General features: G+C 56.2%; 18 protein-coding genes. 7 read left to right on the forward strand and 11 right to left on the reverse strand.

Annotated features, from left to right (window positions below):
* Positions 1 to 2: 2 nt before the first annotated feature.
* From VJ369_RS18510 to VJ369_RS18535, 6 genes are all read right to left on the reverse strand, one after another.
* Entirely contained in the window at positions 3 to 1457 is a 1455-nt protein-coding gene (locus VJ369_RS18510) for a terminase large subunit domain-containing protein (protein WP_324093472.1), read from the reverse strand.
* A gap of 403 nt (positions 1458 to 1860) precedes the next feature.
* Complete coding sequence (locus tag VJ369_RS18515) at positions 1861 to 2046, reverse strand: hypothetical protein (RefSeq protein ID WP_324093473.1); 186 nt, start codon at positions 2044 to 2046, stop codon at positions 1861 to 1863.
* 192 nt (positions 2047 to 2238) lie between these two features.
* Positions 2239 to 2739, reverse strand: coding sequence for a hypothetical protein (locus tag VJ369_RS18520; RefSeq protein WP_324093474.1), 501 nt, complete (start codon positions 2737 to 2739; stop codon positions 2239 to 2241).
* A gap of 227 nt (positions 2740 to 2966) precedes the next feature.
* Complete coding sequence (locus tag VJ369_RS18525; protein ID WP_324093475.1) at positions 2967 to 3194, reverse strand: hypothetical protein; 228 nt, start codon at positions 3192 to 3194, stop codon at positions 2967 to 2969.
* On the reverse strand, positions 3187 to 3753 hold the full coding sequence (locus VJ369_RS18530; RefSeq protein WP_324093476.1) for a hypothetical protein: 567 nt from the start codon (positions 3751 to 3753) through the stop codon (positions 3187 to 3189). The genes VJ369_RS18525 and VJ369_RS18530 overlap by 8 nt, the downstream gene beginning before the upstream one ends.
* On the reverse strand, positions 3753 to 3950 hold the full coding sequence (locus VJ369_RS18535) for a helix-turn-helix domain-containing protein (RefSeq protein ID WP_324093477.1): 198 nt from the start codon (positions 3948 to 3950) through the stop codon (positions 3753 to 3755). The genes VJ369_RS18530 and VJ369_RS18535 overlap by 1 nt, the downstream gene beginning before the upstream one ends.
* A 96-nt stretch (positions 3951 to 4046) precedes the next feature.
* Between VJ369_RS18535 and VJ369_RS18540 the strand changes: the two genes are divergently transcribed.
* From VJ369_RS18540 to VJ369_RS18555, 4 genes are all read left to right on the forward strand, one after another.
* Positions 4047 to 4679, forward strand: coding sequence for a helix-turn-helix transcriptional regulator (locus VJ369_RS18540; RefSeq protein ID WP_324093478.1), 633 nt, complete (start codon positions 4047 to 4049; stop codon positions 4677 to 4679).
* A 3-nt stretch (positions 4680 to 4682) separates the two neighbouring features.
* Positions 4683 to 5774, forward strand: a complete 1092-nt coding sequence (locus VJ369_RS18545) for a site-specific integrase (RefSeq protein ID WP_324093479.1) — start codon at positions 4683 to 4685, stop codon at positions 5772 to 5774.
* 6 nt (positions 5775 to 5780) lie between these two features.
* Positions 5781 to 7127 (forward strand): amidase, encoded by a 1347-nt coding sequence (locus VJ369_RS18550; RefSeq protein ID WP_324093480.1) that lies wholly within the window; start codon positions 5781 to 5783, stop codon positions 7125 to 7127.
* Between the two features lie 94 nt (positions 7128 to 7221).
* A complete protein-coding gene (locus VJ369_RS18555; RefSeq protein ID WP_324093481.1) occupies positions 7222 to 8679 on the forward strand; it encodes an oligopeptide:H+ symporter in 1458 nt (485 codons plus the stop codon).
* Positions 8680 to 8720: 41 nt separating this feature from the next.
* On the opposite strand, the gene VJ369_RS18560 is transcribed toward VJ369_RS18555, so the two are convergent.
* From VJ369_RS18560 to VJ369_RS18570, 3 genes are all read right to left on the reverse strand, one after another.
* Positions 8721 to 8924 carry a helix-turn-helix domain-containing protein gene (locus VJ369_RS18560; RefSeq protein ID WP_324093482.1) on the reverse strand — a complete coding sequence of 68 codons (204 nt, stop codon included), beginning with the start codon at positions 8922 to 8924 and terminating at the stop codon, positions 8721 to 8723.
* A gap of 2 nt (positions 8925 to 8926) precedes the next feature.
* Positions 8927 to 9676 carry a hypothetical protein gene (locus VJ369_RS18565; protein WP_324093483.1) on the reverse strand — a complete coding sequence of 250 codons (750 nt, stop codon included), beginning with the start codon at positions 9674 to 9676 and terminating at the stop codon, positions 8927 to 8929.
* A 72-nt stretch (positions 9677 to 9748) separates the two neighbouring features.
* Positions 9749 to 10066, reverse strand: a complete 318-nt coding sequence (locus tag VJ369_RS18570; RefSeq protein WP_324093484.1) for a DUF4190 domain-containing protein — start codon at positions 10064 to 10066, stop codon at positions 9749 to 9751.
* 52 nt (positions 10067 to 10118) lie between these two features.
* Here VJ369_RS18570 and pgm point away from each other — a divergent pair, with 52 nt between their 5' ends.
* A complete protein-coding gene (gene pgm / locus VJ369_RS18575) occupies positions 10119 to 11735 on the forward strand; it encodes a phosphoglucomutase (alpha-D-glucose-1,6-bisphosphate-dependent) (RefSeq protein ID WP_324093485.1) in 1617 nt (538 codons plus the stop codon).
* Here pgm and VJ369_RS18580 read toward each other — a convergent pair.
* Together VJ369_RS18580 and VJ369_RS18585 are read right to left on the reverse strand one after the other, a co-directional pair.
* Entirely contained in the window at positions 11707 to 13149 is a 1443-nt protein-coding gene (locus tag VJ369_RS18580) for an amino acid permease (protein WP_324093486.1), read from the reverse strand. The genes pgm and VJ369_RS18580 overlap by 29 nt on opposite strands.
* A gap of 77 nt (positions 13150 to 13226) precedes the next feature.
* The gene (locus tag VJ369_RS18585; protein ID WP_324093487.1) at positions 13227 to 14660 is read right to left on the reverse strand and encodes an aldehyde dehydrogenase family protein; all 1434 of its coding nucleotides are present in this window, start codon (positions 14658 to 14660) and stop codon (positions 13227 to 13229) included.
* An 85-nt stretch (positions 14661 to 14745) separates the two neighbouring features.
* Between VJ369_RS18585 and VJ369_RS18590 the strand changes: the two genes are divergently transcribed.
* Both VJ369_RS18590 and VJ369_RS18595 read left to right on the forward strand, forming a co-directional pair.
* Positions 14746 to 16275, forward strand: a complete 1530-nt coding sequence (locus VJ369_RS18590; RefSeq protein WP_324093488.1) for a hypothetical protein — start codon at positions 14746 to 14748, stop codon at positions 16273 to 16275.
* A complete protein-coding gene (locus tag VJ369_RS18595) occupies positions 16272 to 16640 on the forward strand; it encodes a GntR family transcriptional regulator (RefSeq protein ID WP_324093489.1) in 369 nt (122 codons plus the stop codon). The genes VJ369_RS18590 and VJ369_RS18595 overlap by 4 nt, the downstream gene beginning before the upstream one ends.
* Positions 16641 to 16668 lie beyond the last annotated feature (28 nt).

Below are 16668 nucleotides of genomic sequence, written 5' to 3' on the forward strand. Positions count from 1 at the left end.
CCCTAGAATGAGACGACGCGACCGCGCCGCTTCTTATTGCCGTGGAAAGCCGCTCGATCTGTCGCCACAATCGCGCAGATAGCCAAGTCGATCTTTCGCGGGCTGTTCTTCCTGTCCTTCGCCACCAAATCGCCCAAAGCCGTCGATTTAGCAACACAGTGCGCCACGTGCGAAGCAAGATCCTTGTCCCCGTCATGACTCACGGCCCCTTCCTTGACCGCCTGGAATAGCCGGTCCGTAGCTGGAGCCATGCGAGTGGCATTAGCCGTGTTCCACTCGATGACGCGCCGTTCACCGTGCTTCTGCGCCCAGCCTTCAATCTCTGAGCGCCAACCCCACGGATCACAACTTGCTTCTACTACGTCGTACTTCTCGAAAGCTTCATCCAACGTGCGAGAAACCTCAGCACGAGGGACCCGCCAGCGTTCATCGCCCGGGTTCGCCCAATGCCCAATAACGAATAAGTGAGGATCATGGACCGTGCAACCTACAAGGGCCGTACTGTCGCCAGAGGCCGAGCCGTCGAAAGCCATGACGATGCGTTCCCCAGGCTGAACTTCGCGGGAATTGTCCTTGATCGAATCCCACATACCCCAGGGCATCCAGCCCTCGACACCTGTAACCCACTGTCCAAGCCGCAACTGCCGGAACACTGGTTCACGAATCGTCTTCCTGACCGCCTCCAGAGCATCCTCAGCCAAGAACGGGTCTTTACAAGCAAGAGCAGGGTTCGCAGCCTTCCAAGCGTCCCTGTCAGCCGTATCGCACCCATCCGGGGCCGCATACTCCTTGAAATAGAACTGGTGATCTTCACCAGACCGCCCATGCTCCACCAAACGCCACATCACGCTGTCCGGGCTGTTAGCCGGCGTGGAAATAGCCAACGTGAGCGATTCAGGACGTTTACCCGCTGCCGTGGTCACTGCCTCCCAAATGTCTTCCTTCACAACGTGGAGTTCATCGACAATCTGGAGCGTGGGGTCATAACCCTGCAAAGCGTTATAGTCAGCCGGCAACGGTGTGAGCGTCGCGTCATTGTGCGGGTAGTAAAGACGGTCCTGGAATACCTGAACACGTTCTTCCAACTCCGGGTTTAGCTCGATCATGCGCTTCGCCATGTTGTAAGTGATCTTGGCCTGCCGAAGATCCGAAGCCACCACAAGCACCTCAGCCGACATGTCCCCAACAAACATTTCAGCGAGGCCGATCATCGCCGCCAAGCCAGTCTTGCCATTGCCACGCGGGAGACTGACCAGCCCAGTGCGGATACCCTCAGCAAACGCGCCACCAATAATGTCCTTCTGGAACTCCCGAAGCTTCACAGGCTTACCAGCACCGTGCCCCTTAGGAACAATCAGATACTTCTCGATGAACTTCAAACGCCGCTTCGCACGATCTTTAGGCCAGCCCTTGAAATCCAGTGGCTCAGCCGTGATCTTCGCCTTAGGACCCGCCATAACAACCCCCTTCCTTAATGATAATCATTCTCAAGTAATTGAATTGGGGACTAGACCCGGGGCGAAGAAACAGAAACCTTGAACCCCAACCCCCACTCATCGTGCAGCTCCTCGTTTGGAATTGTGCGACCGGCAAAGAACTTCAACGTCTTGCAACCGGATTGGTTTGCCAAGTTGTTTGCGTTCCCATGCTTCCGGGCTGTGGTCCACGGTCAGATCCATGTCTTTGCATCCAGGCACTGAGCAGAACGGTTGCATGAACCGTGCACGCTTGCTGAGCCGGTCCCAAGCAGCGTCGTAGCCCTGGTTGCGTCGGTTCTTCCCGCGAGTATCTTTGGGTCGATGTGGTGCGCAGTACGTCTGGTCGGATAGTTCACCGCAGTGTGCACAAGCTTTCAGAAGGTCACTCATGCTGGCCGCCAATGAGAGCTTTCAGCTCAGCCTCAACCAAGTCGTAGTCAGCTTGAGCTTGGAGCCGTTGAGCACGTTCGCTGTCGATGATGCGCTGCAGGAAATCAAGTTCACGACGCAGGCGCTTCTGCGAGGTGAGGTGTTGCCAGCGCCCGAGGTCCCGGTTAGAACTTTCCATAGTTCGCACTCCATTCATCCCAACGAGCCGCCCGAAGTGACCAGCACTCTGGACAAGGACAACCTGCCCGGTGAGGTTGCTCCAGTTCCATCTGCTCCAGAGCGACCGCCCTAGAAGTTCCGCCAAGTTTCCCCGTCATCAGATCCTTGAGGTAAGAACATGCGCACCGGGCAAAATTACATTCATCGCACTTCATGACGCTTTCCTTCCCATCGCCTTGAACTGTTCAATCAAAGGCAATTCAGAGTTCGGACCCGAATCTGTTTTCAAGGGTTTGTTCTTCCAAGGATTGTTGTCATCAAAGACTTCACCAGTGTTTGCATCAAAGGTTTCGTTATTAGGTAGATTCATAGTCCTTGCCTCTGCCTCTTCCTCTGCCTCTGCCTTTCCTCTACCTTCAATCCTCACGTGAGTCTCACGTGATGCTTGGGTAGATTCCCCTTCAATCTCCTGCTCACGCTTCTCTTTGTCGCGTGCATACTTCTTGCGCTGCCGTTCAGCGTCAGCAGCTTTGCGATTGGCAAGGGATGCTTCCATCTGTGATGCACTGGTTTGGATCTTCAAGAAGTCGTTGATCCGCCAACCTGCGTCTACCTTGGACCAGAGGCCCAGACTCACAAGCGCGTCAGCGTCATGAGTCTGAGCCAGTGGGATAAGAGGAAAGTCATCCGAAGGGATCAGCCCATCAGTCATGTTGGATACAGACCAGGCACTACCGATAACGAATAACCTAAACGCGGTTGGAGTGGCCTTTAGGACCCGGCGATCCTGCAAGTAGTAAGTAGGGAACCTAGAGTCCATAGCCGCCTCCTTAGTAGTGGATTGGTGCGCCGATAGCTGCGCAAACTAGTTGTGGGAGCAGCACTAGGGCGATGAAGCAGATTCCTAGTAGCGCGGTGTCCTGCATGACCCTGAGCGCCTTACGCATTGTCATCACCTGACAACATTGAGTAGCGCAACATGCAGTCTGGGCAGGTGTATGAGGTTCCGTTGCCCATGCCCTTCGTGTTGTTTGTGGCAAGCATTGGTTCACCACAGAGCGAGGTCGTTGCTTCACCAGAGTTGATGTAGACCTTTTTCACGTAGTGCAGCTCCACCGGGGCAGGTGAAACATTTGGTTCAGTTGATACCGTCGTGGTGCTAAGCATTGTCAGCACCGTTGCCCTTGCCCTTGGCGTAGTACTCGGCTGCGCAGTCTTTGCAGTGGGTTTGGAGGCCGTCGCGGTTGCTCACGTGCTTGGAGTACTCGCTGAGCAGCTTTCCCTCGTTGCAGGTTGTGCAAACCTTGATACCGGAGTTCTCAGCGGTGCTCACTTTGGTTGCGGCGACAACTTCACGAATCATTCGGCCCAGTTCGATAAGTTCATCAGTAGTGAAGATGCCGTTGTCTGCCTGGGATTGGTTGGAGACGAAGTGAATGATGCCGCTATCTGCGGACCAGGAACTTTCGATGCTGACTGAGCCGTGGTGTGCTTCGGGGCCTAGGTATTCGGTCCAGCTTTCGCCGTATGGTTCACCGTTGATGGTGTCTTGCACGGTGTAGGCACGGAATACTGCTGGAGGTTCTGGGGTACATGGCACGTGGCCGTTGAAGTCGATAGACTGGTCCATGGAATCTTCCTTTTTCTGAGTGATGGTTTCGCAGGCGGTAGCAGATTCTTGGTCGGAGATGCTGCCGTCTTTTTCTGTCTTCGGAGTGAGGGTCATTACTTGGCTTCTTCCTTGTCGAACTGTTCGTTGAGCCAGTTCTCCAGATCAGCCTTTTTATACATAAGTCGCCCCCCGATGCGAGCCGCCTTCGGACCGGTGGACATATGCCGCCAGTACCTTAATGTCGCGACTGGGACGCGCAGGAACTCGGATGCTTCTTCGATCAAGCAAAGGGTGTAAGGGCCGGTGTTCATGATGCTCTCCTTGTGATTTCCGCATATATTGTTTGTGGGAACAAGTATGAGTTTGCCATGGTTGAAATTTGCTGTCAAGCGCATAGGATGGGATTTATGCAAATTGACCAGACTAAGAACATCGAGAAACAAATAGGGTCCGAAATATCGCGGGTGCGGAAAGTTCGCGGATATACCCAAAAGCAATTCGCAGATGCATTGACTGTGCGAGGCATGGCCGTTGATTCATCTGCCGTATCGCGCCTAGAAAAGGGGGAGAGATCGCTGAGGGTAGCTGAATGCGTCCTTATTGCCGAGGTGCTAAACATGGGGATAGAGAACCTACTGCGCGGCGTGCAAACACCTGCCCAGCGGATTCGGGAAACTATCCGTGACGCAGATCTTGAACTGGCTTCCGCGCAGAGGAATCTATGGCGTTGGCTGGCATATCACTATGACGCAAAACTCACTTTGGAAAGGTTGCCTGAACTTCTCAAGTCGATTTCACCTGAACTTGAATCGGCGGAGGAATATCTGCCAATGGTCGCCAAAAAGTTGAGGCACTATAGTTTCCGGAAGGCTGTAAAGCCATCGGAGCATCATTTGGGAGTTAGAGACGAGACCGATAAAAGGCAACTGCTGGAATGCGTCAATGCGTATTTCGATCATCTAATTCTAATTAATCGCCACTGGCCACAGGACATGCCCGCCGACGAGATGTGGGACTTGAAGACAGGGGACGAGGATTAACTAATGGCCTCGATAACTAAACGTCCTGACGGTAAGTGGCGTGCCCGGTATCGTGACGATGACGGCAAAGAGCACGCGAAGCACTGTCGCCTTAAGAAAGATGCTGAAGCGTGGATTGCCAAACAGACCGTTGGCTTGATTGACGGCACGCATGTAAGCCCTAAGGCTGCGAAGGTCACTGTGAAAGAGTGGTCTGAGATTTGGTTGGAGGGCAAGCTTGGCGGTCGCCTTAATTCGGTGCGCGTCGCGAAGACTGCCACGAAGCATATTGTTGCGGAGTTCGGATCGAAGGCTCTGAAAGATGTGCGCCCATCCCATGTGAAGACTTGGACCGGCGCACTGAAAGCCAGTGGTTTGGCAGATGCGACCGTGTACACGTACTACAGCATTTTTGCGCAGATGCTGATCGCTGCCGTTGAAGATGGATATATCCCAAAGTCGCCTCTGACTCGTCGCACCACACCGCCCAAGGGTAAGCAGCGCCCTTACGTTGCTTCTACGGAGCAGGTCTGGGCACTCTATGACGCTATGCCCGACGGAATGAAGAACGTCATCCTGCTTGGCGCTTTCGCTGGTCTGCGCGTGGGAGAAATATCTGCGTTGCGCGTCGAAGATGTGGACCCGTTGCGCGGGGTGATTCACCCTAAGATTCAATATCCTTCGGACCCACTCAAGACGGAAGAATCGAAGCTGCCTATCCCGATTCCGTTGGATCTCGTTTATGAGTTGAACAAGAATCCCGCGAAGTGGAGCAGCCCAACTTTCGTTACTTCGGAGTTTGGCCGGTCCTTAGCGCCACGGTCGATTGATCACAGATTCAAGAATGCCAAGGTTGCGGTCAAAGGATTGCCAGAGGATTTCCGTATCCACGATTTGCGCCACTATTTCGCGTCGCTCCTGATCTCGGAAGGCTTGGATGTGAAGGTTGTCCAGGCGCGTCTGCGCCATGCGTCCGCGAAGACAACACTTGATGTATATGGTCACTTGTGGCCAGACTCGGACGATAAGTCTCGTGCGGTCGTAGGAAACGTTTTGGCGGCTCGTGCGGACTGTTTGCGGACTGGGACCGATCTAGCCCCTAGAATACAGAGGTAAGCCGACATGAAGACAAGAAGCGCCCTGAAATTGCGTGATGAGCTGGCCAGTGGAGGACGTTCTAGCCGCGAGGTCACCGAACACTATCTGCGTCGCATTGACGAGCTGAGCTCGCTGGGCGCCTTTGTGTATGTCTCCCCCGATGCGATGGACGCCGCGGCCGCGGCCGACGAGCGGCAGGTGCGCGGGCAAATCGGGCGTTTACATGGTCTTCCCACGGCATTTAAGGACCTCAATGAGGTCGCCGGCATGCCCACCACCTATGGAACCGCGGCATTAAAGCATCATGTGGCGCGGGCAGATCATCCGCTGGTAGCACGCTTACGGTCCGAAGGTGTGGTGATTACCGGTAAGACGCAGGTTCCGGAATTTGGATTGAGCAGTTATTCAGAGAACCTCGTTGCCCCGCCGTCGCGCAACCCCCTTGACCCACGGTTGACCTCAGGCGGTTCCTCGGGTGGCCAAGCGGCGGCGATCGCCGCGGGAATGATTCCCGTTGGCCCGGGATCCGATGGCGGCGGTTCGGTGCGCATACCTGCGGCAAGTTGCGGCCTGATAGGACTCAAGCCTTCCCTGGGCCGAATTCCCAGTGATGTGGTTGATGGTTACCTAGATGGCTTTGGTGCGCCGAAATTGACCGTTTCCGGCCCACTGGCCCATGATTCCCTGGACGCGGCGATGTTGCTCGACGCGATGCGCGGCTCCGACCACTATCTACCACTGCTTCGTGGCAGCTACCCGGAGCGGCTCAAGGGGCTGCGCATCGGTTACAGCACGCACTCTCCTTTCGAAAGTGCTTATGCGATCTCCTTGCAGCCCGCTGCGCTGCAGGCATTTGATCGAGCCAAGCAGTTATTGTCTGACCGTCACCGGGTGGAGCCGGCGGATCTGCGCTACGCCAGCGACTATCCCGAGGCCTTTGCTCGTGTGTGGAGCAATGGGCTGCGCAATATTCAACTCGACGACGAGGGGATGCTTGGTGACTTGGCAAAAGATTTCCGGCGACGCTCCGCAGCGCGCAGCATGGAGGTCAGCCTGCAGGCGGCCGCTAGGCTCAAACAAATTTCGGCAGACTTTGTGCGACAATGGTCCGCTCATGACGTGATCCTCACGCCGGCAATGGCCTCGACGCCACCGGAGGTCGGCTACTTTACTGCCGCGGATGCGGATACCGATTACATGCGGCAGTGCCAATACACCCCCTACACCTCCATGGTGAATGTTTCTTCGGTAGCCGCGATCACCGTTCCAATCAGCAATTCCAGCTCTGGAATGCCGATGAGCGTGCAACTGATTTCGCCACGTGCAGATGAGGGGCTGCTTTTGGCGTTGGCCAAACAATTGGGCAAGTGAACCGGGAATTTAGCCGATACCAGCGGTATATGAAACATGTGAAATAGATCGCTAAAGTAGGCACTTGCTCCTGAAAGCGCGAAAAATGTAACGTATGTCTACTGTTACTTCGAGCACCACGGGTACGGATAAAACCTTCTTCGGTCACCCGCGCGCGCTTGCAAACCTCTTTAGTGTCGAGATGTGGGAGCGCTTCTCCTTCTACGGCATGCAGGCCCTACTGGCCTATTACATGTACTACGAGGTCACCGCCGGTGGCCTCGGGATGGATCAGGGCTTAGCACTGTCACTGGTCGGCGCCTACGGCGGCGCCGTATACCTGTCCACAATTTTGGGAGCTTGGCTCTCGGACCGACTTTTCGGTTCCGAGCGAGTGCTCTTCTTCTCCGCGATCGGCATCATGGCCGGACACGTCGCACTGGCACTATTGCCGGGCTACGTTGGACTCACCATTGGTCTGATCCTGGTGGCCATCGGCTCCGGTGGCCTGAAAGCCAACGCAGTAGCCTTGGTCGGTTCGCTGTACTCCAAGGAAGACTCACGTATCGACGCGGGCTTCTCGCTGTTCTACATGGGCGTGAACGTTGGCGGTCTACTCGGCCCGCTACTGACCGGCCTGTTGCACAAGCAGTTCGGCTTCCATGTGGGCTTCGGCGCCGCCGCCGTAGGCATGGCCATTGGCCTGTTGATCTACTCCAAGGGTCGCAAAAACCTTCCGGAGACGGCGGGCCTAGTGGCAAATCCACTACCTGCTGGCGAACACAAACGCTACATCGGGATCTTCGCGGCCATCGTGGTCTTGATTGTGCTGGTCTTCGCGCTGAAGATTGTCACCCCGGCAAACCTTGCTAGCACCATCGCCTACGTCGTCATCGCCGCTTCGGTGGTGTACTTCGTGTTGATCTTGCGCAGCAAGAAAATTGACGCCACCGAGCGAAAGCATGTCTGGGCGTTTATTCCGTTCTACATCGGCTCGGCAGCTTTCTGGGCATTGTTCCAGCAGCAGTTCACCTTCATCGCAGCCTATTCCGACACCCGTTTGGATCGCCACCTCGGTGGCTGGGAAATGCCTGCCAGCTGGGTCCAGTCGATCAACCCGGTCTTCATTATCTTGTTGGCCAGTGTCTTCGCAGGACTGTGGACCAAGTTGGGCAACCGCCAGCCGCGCACCTCGGTGAAATTCGGCCTGGCTTTGGTTGTCGTGGGTGCGGCATTCTTGTGCTTCATTCCGCTTGAGTCGCTGGAGATGACACCGCTGTTGGCGCTCGTTGGCATCTTGTTGCTGTGCACCATCGCAGAGTTGCTCCTGTCCCCGATCGGCCAGGCAGTGGCCACCAAGCTGGCTCCGGCGGCTTTCGGTACACAGATGGTCGCCCTGTTCTTCCTGTCCGTATCGCTGGGCACTACGCTGTCGGGCGTGCTGGCCGGTTACTACGTTGAAGGCAACGAAATCCCTTACTTCATCGCGATGGGCGGTACCGCTATCGTGCTGGGTCTGGCAATGATTGCAGCTACCCCGGCTTTGAAGAAGCTCATGGGCTCCGTGCTCTAGGGCTTCAAAGGCAGGCTCCGCCCTCGGGCGGGGCCTGTTTTTTATTTAAGTACTAGTAGCTCGCCGATTTCGCAATCAAGCGCCTGGCAGATGGCTACCAACGTGGAAAAGCGGATTGCCTTAGCGCGGTCATTTTTCAAGATCGAAAGATTGACCACCGAGACATCGACAAGTTCGCTGAGATTCACGAGAGTCATGTGACGTTTGGCCAACAAATCTCCAAGCCTGCAATGTACGTGCTCCATCGCTAGACCAGTCCCTCGGTATCGGCCGTGAGTCGATTGTTTTGCTCGGTTAGCCGCAGCCCGGCGGTCACCAGCTCGGCGACCACAAAGATCCCCAGGGCGATGAACAGCGAATTAAATTCGAAGTAAATCGCGAATGTGGGTTCGGGCCACGGAGAGAATTCCTCGAAACTCTGTGTGGCGCTGACGAAACTATCGATATGCAACGACTCCTCGCCGGCGAAGCTGGAGCCGAATCCATTAAGGATTTGTCCCAATGTGGTGCCGAAACCGAGTATCGTCGCCACGATCCGTCCGGTTTTACGCAGGCTCGCGGTGAAGGGTTTGCCTACGCGCAACTTATCGCATAACAAGATCACCGCGAGAATCACCGCGCATACCACCAGACCTTCGCAGAGCGCACCGGTTGCGAGCAGAACCCTGGTTCCGGTACTCAGCGAGCCGCTGGTAATCAGTACCTCGTTGATCTGCGCGGTAACGTTCCCGCCATGAGCTGGAGAGACGTCGGTGACATGCGGATATTCCGGCCAGTAGGGCTCGACTGGAACTTCGAGCTGCACCTGCGGATTCGACAGCGCCGACACCATCTGAGCGATGATGGCGAAACCAACGCTCACAAGTGCAACGATCGCGATGCCACGCGTGAAGTCAACGACGGCCTGCACTCGCCCAGAGCCGAAAACTGCGTAAAGCACCAGAGCCAAAACCACGATGACAAACACGGCGCTTATTCCAAAGGAGAAGCCAGACATCACAAACCTAACGATAGTCGTTATTAACGATAATCGTTATGTTAGTCCCAAGTGTCAGGAAAAACTACATCCTTACGCGAAATCGTTGAGCCCGGAGTAGTCGAAGTTTTCGGCATATCCAACCGAAAACCAAATGGCCCAGATGATAAACGCGTAGAACAGGACCGCGATAGCTAGCCCTACCCACGAGGTAATCAAACCTGCCAGACTCAGTCCACGGACAGTCGGTTCGCGCCGATACCCCATATGGCCGGTAATAACTCCGGCCAAGGGAACTAAGATGAGTAGACATAGGCCGAGCATCGATAAGACGCCCAGCACAAGCGACGCCGTCGAAAGCCCTACTGGCTGACGTGGCTGCTGATACGGATTGCTCGGGTAGTAAGTCATCACTTTTGATTATTCTATGAACCCGAGCAGAAGCACAAAGATAAGAGGGAACATGGCCCACGAACGCGCCGGGACACCTGCCCGCGAAGCAGATCTCATCGACCTAGATGCTGTCCTTAATTCTTATTCATCAATCCGCCCAGCGGCCGACAACCCAGACCAGGCAGTTGTTTTCGGCACCTCCGGTCACCGTGGCAGCTCGCTGAACGGAACATTCAACGAACTTCATATCGCGGCCATCACTCAGGCTGTGGTGGATTATCGTCAGGGTGCAGGAATCACCGGACCGATGTATGTGGGCAAGGATAGCCATGCGCTCTCCGAGCCGGCCTACCGGACCGTCCTAGAGGTGTTATCCGGCAATGGTGTCACGGTGCTTGCCGACTCAGGGTTGACGCCAACTCCTGCGGTCAGCCACGCCATCCTGGTGCACAATGCACGCGGTGCAGAGCAGGCCGATGGACTGATTATCACGCCTTCGCATAACCCACCGGCGGATGGTGGTATCAAATACAACCCGCCGCACGGCGGTCCGGCAGAATCCGAAATCACTGCACCAATCGCTGCGCGCGCCAACGAACTCATGTCCACCGGGGAAATCCTTCGCGGAACCGCTGATGCCCAAGATTTTGATTTTCGTGAACTGTACATCACCGATTTGGCTACGGTGATTGATTTTAAAGCGATTGCCGATTCTGGTATTTCGATTGGTGCCGATTCACTAGGTGGCGCCTCGGTGCATTATTGGGCGGAGATTGGTCGACGATACGGGTTGAACTTGACCGTGGTCAACGAACAGGTGGATCCGCGTTTTGAATTCATGACCTTGGATAAAGACGGCAAGATCCGAATGGACTGCTCCTCGGCACATGCCATGGCTTCGCTGGTGGCCAACCGCGATAAGTTCGACATCTCCACGGGCAACGACGCAGATGCCGACCGTCACGGCATTGTCACTCCAGATGCCGGGCTGATGAACCCAAACCACTTTTTGGCGGTAGCTATCGATTACCTCCTGACCCATCGCCCACAGTGGCCAGCGGATGCACAGATCGGCAAAACCCTGGTCTCCTCCGTGCTGATCGACAAGGTGGTAGCCGCGCACGGTCGCGTATTGCGCGAGGTACCGGTGGGTTTCAAATACTTCGTCGAACCGCTGGCCTCAGGCAAAGTGGTTTTCTGTGGAGAAGAATCCGCTGGAGCCAGCTTCTTGGATTTCACCGGTCAGGCGTTCAGCACCGACAAGGACGGGCTGATGCTGGCGCTACTGGCCAGTGAGATTCGTGCGGTCACAGGCAAAAGTCCAAGCCAGCGCCATGCCGAGCTGGTAGCCGAGCATGGGGTGAGTTTCTACGACCGCTTTGACGCCCCGGCTAACCGTGAGCAGAAGTCGGTTCTGGGCAAGCTTAACCCGCAGGCGGTCACGGCAACCGAACTCGCCGGGGACCAGATCACCTCAAAGCGCACCGAGGCCTCGGGCTTTGCCATCGGCGGCCTGAAGGTCTCCAGTGAGCATGCCTGGTTTGCTGCACGTCCCTCGGGGACCGAAGATATCTACAAGATTTACGCGGAGTCCACTCGCTCCGCAGAGCACCTCGCGCAGGTTTTACGCGAGGCGCAGATCATCGTAAACGCTGCGCTTAGCGCAGGGTCCACGGATCGATCTTAACCTCTGGCTGCTTGCGGGTCACCCACCAGTGGCCCGCCCAGAGCAGCAGGAAGAGCGGTAGGCCGATGTAGCTGGAGAGCACCTCTAGCACGCGGCCCTCAACGACCGCCTCGTAGTTCTGTCCGGCAATCACCACGATCAAGATGACAAATGCGAGGATCGGCCCCAACGGGAATAGTGGCGCTTTGTAGGGTAGCTTTGTCAGATCTTGACCGCTGGCTATGTATGCCTTGCGGAACTTGTAATGGCTAACCGCAATACCCACCCAGGCGATAAAGCCGGAGAGGCCGGAGACATTGAGCAACCATGTATAGGCAGAGCCTTGGCCGATAATTGCGGTGAGGAATCCAAAAAGACCTACCGAAGCTGTCAATAGCATCGCAGGTACAGGAACGCCGCGGCGGTTTAGCCGAGCAAAGATCTTCGGAGCTTTACCGTCAAGAGCCATCGAGTAAAGCATGCGAGCTGAGGCATATAGGCCTGAATTGCCCGCCGAGAGAATCGCGGACAGGATTACCGCGTTCATCAACGCGGCAGCAAAGGCGATGCCGGCCCGCTCGAAGACCATGGTGAACGGTGAGCTGGCAATGTCGGCTTCCCCGCTGGAAAGCAGACTCGGATCGGCGTATGGAAGCAACGTGCCGATAATGAAGATCGCACCCACATAGAAGAGCATGATGCGCCAGAAGATCGCCTTGATGGCCCGGGGAATATCGCGCTGTGGATTCTCCGCTTCACCTGCGGCCACACCAACTAGCTCGGTGCCCTGGAATGAGAAGCCTGCGATCATAAACACCGACACCACCGAAAGCCAACCGCCCACGAAGGGCGCGTCTCCGCTTGTCCAGTTGCTGAAGCCCGGCGAGCTGTCACCCAAAATTCCCAGCACCATGGCCACGCCGGCAATAAGGAAGACGATGACGGTGATGACCTTGATCATCGCGAGCCAATATTCACTCTCGCCAAAAGCCTTGGTGGACAGCGCGTTTAGTCCGGTCAGCAAGAGCAGGAAGATACCCGCCCAGATCCATCCGGGAACATCCGGCAACCAGTAGGACATCACAATGCCGGCCGCCACTAGTTCTGCGGCCACGGTAATCGCCCAGTTAAACCAGTAGTTCCAGCCGATAGCGAAGCCGAAGTGCCGGTTGACGAAGACCGAGGCGTAGGTCTGGAAGGAACCGGATACCGGCAGTCGGGCACTCATCTCACCCAGTGACTGCATCAAGAGCAACACCATCGCGCCAATGAGCGCATAGGCCAGCAGCGATCCGCCGGGTCCAGCTTGAGCGATGGTGCCGCCGGAGGCGACAAAGAGTCCGGTGCCGATAGACCCGCCAATGGCGATCATCTGCATATGGCGGGCTTTGAGACCGCGCTTTAAGCCATCGGTGGGGGCTACGGGCTTGGTCATGCGAATGCTCCTGCTTTTAAGGTTTTTGGGCCTTAACAAGCATTCCACCTCGGCCGACTCAACAGCTATGAACCGCGCTACAGTAAGCGATCAATAATCTTTCGCTTAGCCCATGTATATGGAGGATATATTGCGCTCAGAGTGTCAATGACCGTCGTTTTGCTGAGTTCTGAACGAATTTGCGAAAGACGATCGAAGCCAAACTTGCCGTGGTACGACCCCATTCCACTAGCGCCAACCCCACCGAAGGGTAATGACGGAATAATCATTTGAGCTAGTGGCGCGTTGTGCACGATGGCTCCCGCACGCACCCGATCCGAAAAAATTGACTGCAGGCGTGGGGACTCACTCATCAGATAGGCGGCCAGCGGGGAAGGTCGCGAGGCGATAAATTCGAGCGCCTCATCGAAGGAAGACACCTCGATAACCGGCAGGATGGGGCCGAAGATTTCCTCTGTCATCAACGGCGAGTCCAGATCAACATTGCGCATGATGGTCGGCGCGATACGCAGCGTTTGTTCGTCATAGTCACCGCCGTGGGCAACATCGCCCGAGTCAAGCATGCTCACGAGCCGGTCGAAGTGGTTGCTGCTGACGATGCGCCCAAAATCCGGATGGTTGATCGGATCCTTGCCGTAAAAACTGGTGATCGCTTGGCCCAGACGGCTAATCAGCGCATCGGTATCCGCGAAGGACAACACGTAGTCCGGAGCAACACAGGTTTGGCCTGCATTCATGAACTTCGCATAGGCCAGACGCTTTGCTGTCGGCAAGAGATGGTTATCAACCACGGCTGGGCTCTTGCCACCTAGCTCCAGTGTGGTGGGGGTCAGATGTTTCGCCGCGGCTTGCGCCACGATGCGGGCAACCTTTTCTCCGCCCGTGTAAAAAATGTGATCCCAGCGCGCTGCAAGTAGTTCCGTGGCGGTATCCACTCCACCCTCGACTACCGCATAGACCCTGGAATCCAGATACATCGGCAGGAGTTTGGCCAGCACCCCGGAGGTCACCGGGGCAAGCTCGGAGGGTTTCAGCAGCGCGGCATTACCAGCGGCGATGGCAGCAACTAGCGGGGCAAGCATCAACTGCAATGGATAGTTCCACGGCCCAATAATTAGTACTACGCCCAGCGGGCGTGGCTCAACCTTTGCGATGGCCGGTTGCAGTGCGAGCGGCACCTTCACGCTAGTGGAATCCATCCACTCGGCCAGGTGCTTCTGGGCATGGTCGATTTCCGATCGGACCACGTCAATTTCGCTGAACTTTGCTTCCGTGGCCCCCTTCCCTAGATCCTGATTTAGCGCCTCAACGAACTCCCCGGTACGTTCGGCCAGCATTTTTTCCAGGGCGCGTAGCTGCCCGGCACGAAAGCGCCGCGGGTGTGTGATGCGAGTGTCCGCGGAATGACGCAGATGTTCCAAGACCGTGGCAATACGCGAGGGATGTTCATCAACCGGTGGCGCGGAGTCGCCGACGGGATCGGGCAAAGGATTTGAGGTGAAGAGACCCATGGGTTGATGCTACTTCATTAGCCGTCGAGATCTTCCGTTTGTATCAAGTAGTTGCTACATTAGTTTTCAGCCAACGAAGGAAATTATGGATCAGCTCTCCTCCGCTACATTCGGAATCGCAATCGGTGCCACGTTGATCTACCTGTGGCTACGCTTGGTAGCCCAGCAGGACAACCGCCCGGCGCTCACCCGCGCACGCTCGCATTCCTTCTGGTGCGCGCTGATCGCTTTTTTCGTCTGCACTTCTGGCTCTGCCGGAGATCTAAAAGATACCGTCACCGGATCGGACATAGGTGTCGCCGAGGTTTTGGACGCTATTAACCCGGGCCTTTGGTTACTGCTGATTTACCTGCTGGGACTTTATTCGTGGCCGAAGTCGGTCACCGCCGTGCGTGCCGCGTCATTGGAAGCCCGATCGGTATTCACTCCCTTGCCCCGGGCACTGAGTCTGATCGCCGGGCTGGTATTTCTGGGCTCCGCAACGGCACTATACTTTATCCGCGATGTCGCAGGATATCCCGCACAATTTGCCGTAGAGACCTTCGATTCCACTGGCAGTGGCGGGACTATACAAGACGCTCAGGACGGGCTGGCTGCGGCCGCAACGCTCATCCCGTTATATGCGTTGAATCTTGCTTCGTTAGGCATTGCGCTGCCAATCGCCGCGGCCTTAATTCTGTTCCGCAAAACACTGGGATCGCTGACTCCCCACGACAATCAGATAATCCGTGCGATCTGGCTGAATCGGCTCTTCCGCACCGCAATCCTCGGCTTCGCTGCCGTGGGCGCGGCCGCGCTGCAGTACAAGTCGTCCTGGTTACTCAACCTTTACCCCGAGGCAGACGCATATCGGTTATGGCAGAACATCGCGAATTTTACGATGTTACCGATCTTCATTCTTGTAGCCGCGTGGGCGCCTCCCACAAACTTTGATAAAAATGCGGACACCGTGCCGAGCAGCGCCTTTTCACGCATGCGCGAAAATCTCTTCTCCCTGGGCTTCATCACCACCGCACTCAGCCTGGTGGTGTTGGCTCTGATGCCATGGTCCAGGCAGAGTGAAGTCAGCTTCGAAACACTCCCCGGGGAGGATGCCCCACAGGTGATGCTGCTGCTGGTGGGCTTTGCCACCCTATACCTGGCGTTAAACGCCGGATACTTGGGATATGTGCACTACAGCTCCAGATCCGTCCACCATCAGACACCCAACGTCCGGAACCTTCCGCGCTATGTTTATGCAGTTGCCGGCATCTTGATCCTTGGCAGCGGTTATCTATTGATCAATCCCCCATTAAAATATTTCTGGGGGCTGGTTAAAGTCGGTCCGACTTTTGCACTGCTGATGGTCCTCGCGGTACTCGTGCTAACCGCCGGATATATTTGGTGGACGCGACGGGTGTCCCTGCCCTGGCAGGTCAGTGCTGAGCAAGAAATTTGGTACCGCCGGGTGCTGGAATTCCGAGCACTGCGCACCGGAACCGCTGCCATACTCATGATGCCTGGCTGGGGCTACGGTCCTGCCCCGTACCTGTGGGCCGCCGCCGTCATCGTCTTCTGCTGCCCGGCGGTCATCATCCTGGCTCGGCCACTGGCGAAAGTACGCCAGCCGGTATGAGCCATCATATTATTGTGGATCTGAATGCCGCATTGCCGCCCTATGCGCAGATCCGCACACAAATTTCTTCCCTGATTTCGCTCGGAGAGCTACCTGCGGGCAGTAAATTACCCACCGTACGCGCGTTGGCTACCGACTTAGGGGTAGCTTCGGGAACCGTGGCACGTGCCTATAAAGAACTTGAGGCTGACGGGCTGGTGACCTCACGCCGGCGTGCCGGAACCGTGGTTAACCCCATGACCGCCACGGAAGAAAATAACGACGAGCTGATTGCAGCGGTGGATAAAGTGTGGCGCTTAGCCCACGAGCAAGGAATCGACGAACTGACAGTCAAAGCGCTCGTGCAACGCCGGGCGCGAGGCTAAATTTGTTCTTCACACACTAATCTGAGTA

This window comes from Glutamicibacter sp. (assembly GCF_035257265.1).
Taxonomy (GTDB): domain Bacteria; phylum Actinomycetota; class Actinomycetes; order Actinomycetales; family Micrococcaceae; genus Glutamicibacter.

Coding starts and splice junctions, on each gene's coding strand:
- VJ369_RS18580 (WP_324093486.1), bottom strand. CDS start 13,149: ATGACCAAGCCCGTAGCCCCCACCGATGGCTTAAAGCGCGGTCTCAAA.
- VJ369_RS18560 (WP_324093482.1), bottom strand. CDS start 8,924: ATGGAGCACGTACATTGCAGGCTTGGAGATTTGTTGGCCAAACGTCAC.
- VJ369_RS18545 (WP_324093479.1), top strand. CDS start 4,683: ATGGCCTCGATAACTAAACGTCCTGACGGTAAGTGGCGTGCCCGGTAT.
- VJ369_RS18515 (WP_324093473.1), bottom strand. CDS start 2,046: ATGGAAAGTTCTAACCGGGACCTCGGGCGCTGGCAACACCTCACCTCG.
- VJ369_RS18590 (WP_324093488.1), top strand. CDS start 14,746: ATGGATCAGCTCTCCTCCGCTACATTCGGAATCGCAATCGGTGCCACG.
- VJ369_RS18550 (WP_324093480.1), top strand. CDS start 5,781: ATGAAGACAAGAAGCGCCCTGAAATTGCGTGATGAGCTGGCCAGTGGA.
- VJ369_RS18555 (WP_324093481.1), top strand. CDS start 7,222: ATGTCTACTGTTACTTCGAGCACCACGGGTACGGATAAAACCTTCTTC.
- VJ369_RS18525 (WP_324093475.1), bottom strand. CDS start 3,194: ATGCTTAGCACCACGACGGTATCAACTGAACCAAATGTTTCACCTGCC.
- VJ369_RS18585 (WP_324093487.1), bottom strand. CDS start 14,660: ATGGGTCTCTTCACCTCAAATCCTTTGCCCGATCCCGTCGGCGACTCC.
- VJ369_RS18530 (WP_324093476.1), bottom strand. CDS start 3,753: ATGACCCTCACTCCGAAGACAGAAAAAGACGGCAGCATCTCCGACCAA.
- VJ369_RS18565 (WP_324093483.1), bottom strand. CDS start 9,676: ATGTCTGGCTTCTCCTTTGGAATAAGCGCCGTGTTTGTCATCGTGGTT.
- VJ369_RS18520 (WP_324093474.1), bottom strand. CDS start 2,739: ATGACTGATGGGCTGATCCCTTCGGATGACTTTCCTCTTATCCCACTG.
- VJ369_RS18535 (WP_324093477.1), bottom strand. CDS start 3,950: ATGAACACCGGCCCTTACACCCTTTGCTTGATCGAAGAAGCATCCGAG.
- VJ369_RS18510 (WP_324093472.1), bottom strand. CDS start 1,457: ATGGCGGGTCCTAAGGCGAAGATCACGGCTGAGCCACTGGATTTCAAG.
- VJ369_RS18540 (WP_324093478.1), top strand. CDS start 4,047: ATGCAAATTGACCAGACTAAGAACATCGAGAAACAAATAGGGTCCGAA.
- VJ369_RS18595 (WP_324093489.1), top strand. CDS start 16,272: ATGAGCCATCATATTATTGTGGATCTGAATGCCGCATTGCCGCCCTAT.
- pgm (WP_324093485.1), top strand. CDS start 10,119: ATGGCCCACGAACGCGCCGGGACACCTGCCCGCGAAGCAGATCTCATC.
- VJ369_RS18570 (WP_324093484.1), bottom strand. CDS start 10,066: ATGACTTACTACCCGAGCAATCCGTATCAGCAGCCACGTCAGCCAGTA.